Genomic DNA, 1,850 nt, shown 5'->3' with positions numbered 1-1,850 from the left:
GTAAAAGTACAATTGCGAAAGCGATAATGCATTATGCGGATGATGAAAAACTAGCAGACCTAATGCCATTTAAACTTAGGAAGGAAAATCCTGAGTCATTCAGACCGCAGATCCAATGTTCTGAAAACATTGGTAATGTTATGTGCTTTAACGAAGCTTATGTCAATCAGTTTACATTTCAGTCAGATGAGCTTGTTAGCAATAGTTTTGACATCTTTATTCGAACAGAAGATTATATAGCTACAGAGCAAGAAATAGAAAGAATTGTCAAAGATATTAAGGAGTTATTTACTGATAATGTAAAACTTGATAGCTTAATAGCTTAATAGCTTAATAGCTTAATAGCTAATTTGAATGAGTTGGGTTCAGCTTTCAAGCTAACAAAAACAGGTATATCAAAAGCATCAACAGGAATGAAGGCACTCGCCAAAGGTAATAAAATTGAGCATATACCTGCTGGGTTGGAGGTTTACAAACCCTTCATTCGCAGCTCAAATAACGTGGGTTGGATTGATTGGCAAACTAAAGGAGTGAAAGAATTTTCTGAGATATCTGATTGCTGTCCATTTTGCTCAACTGACACTCAAGATAAAAAGGAACAAATTGAAAAAGTTAGCCAAGAATACGATAAAATAGTAATTAAAAACTTGGTCGGAATTATTAATGTTATTGAAAATTTGGGAGATTATTTTTCAGAAGATGCAAAAGAAAGGTTAGCTAAAATAACTTCATTACCCGATGGTTTGGAAAAGGAACATGAGAATTTTTTGGGATCAATAAAAACTCAGATCGATACTCTTCTAGAGAAACTAGGACAGCTAAAAACACTAAAAGGGTTTGATTTTAAACAAGGTGAAAAAGTTAAGACTAAGCTGGATAAATATAAGCTAGACCTTCAATTTTTTTCTATTCTAGATTCAGAAAAAACCCAAAAAGCAATCGCACCTATAAATACCTCTATCGTTCAAGTTATTGAACAAGCAGCTAATCTACAAGGAAAGATAAGTATTCAGCGTGCTTTAATGAAAAGATTGATAAAAAATCATCAAGCCAATATCAATAATTTCTTATCATACGCTGGTTATAAATACGAAGTTCAGATACCCGGGGAAGATGATAAGTGCCAGTTAAAGCTCTGGCATATAGATTATGACAAGTCTGTAAGTGGGGGAAATCAGCACCTTAGCTTCGGGGAGAGAAATGCTTTTGCAATTGTGCTATTTATGTATGAATGCTTGGCTAAAAAGCCTGATTTAATTGTATTGGATGACCCTATATCGTCTTTCGATAAGAATAAGAAATATGCAATTTTGGAAATGTTATTTCGAGGAAAGCCAGAAAATTGCTTGAAAAGTGATACTGTTTTGATGCTTACACACGATGTTGAGCCTATCATAGATACAGTTAAGGCCTTATCAAATCAGTTTTATAATCAATTAAGTGCCTCGTATTTAAGATATAGCCTAGGGACTGTCTCTGAACTAACCATTTCAAAAGATGACCTAAAGACGTTTACTCAAATATGTAATAGCATTTTAAACAAAGACTGTGATGTAATTTTAAAGCTTATATATCTTAGAAAAAATTACGAAATTTTAGATGCTAGGGAAGATGCATACCAAGTGCTGTCAAATTTATTCCATTCAAGGGATCAGCTGCTCGATAAACGTGAACCCATAGGGGAAAACGACCACCCAGAATTGAAACAAGATAAATTTGATTCAGGGGTATCTACTATTAAAGGAAAAATCCCCAAATTTGATTATTATGCTACTCTTGAACGCCTGAAAGATAGAACAGCCGTGAAGGAGTTATATGATAATTGCTCAAATGGCTATGAAAAATTGCAA

General features: G+C 33.8%; 1 protein-coding gene and 1 pseudogene. Both read left to right on the top strand.

The window, feature by feature from the left end; translation table 11 throughout:
- Window positions 1-326: pseudogene (locus CDZ78_RS22615) on the top strand (AAA family ATPase); the annotation flags it as partial.
- A 24-nt stretch (window positions 327-350) separates the two neighbouring features.
- Window positions 351-1,850 (top strand): AAA family ATPase (locus CDZ78_RS19970; protein WP_174664601.1); only part of this gene is annotated, 1,500 nt, incomplete at its 3' end.

Origin of the sequence: Bathymodiolus platifrons methanotrophic gill symbiont (assembly GCF_002189065.1) — a bacterium.
Lineage (GTDB): Bacteria > Pseudomonadota > Gammaproteobacteria > Methylococcales > Methylomonadaceae > Methyloprofundus.
This window is presented reverse-complemented; position numbering and strand designations above follow the sequence as displayed.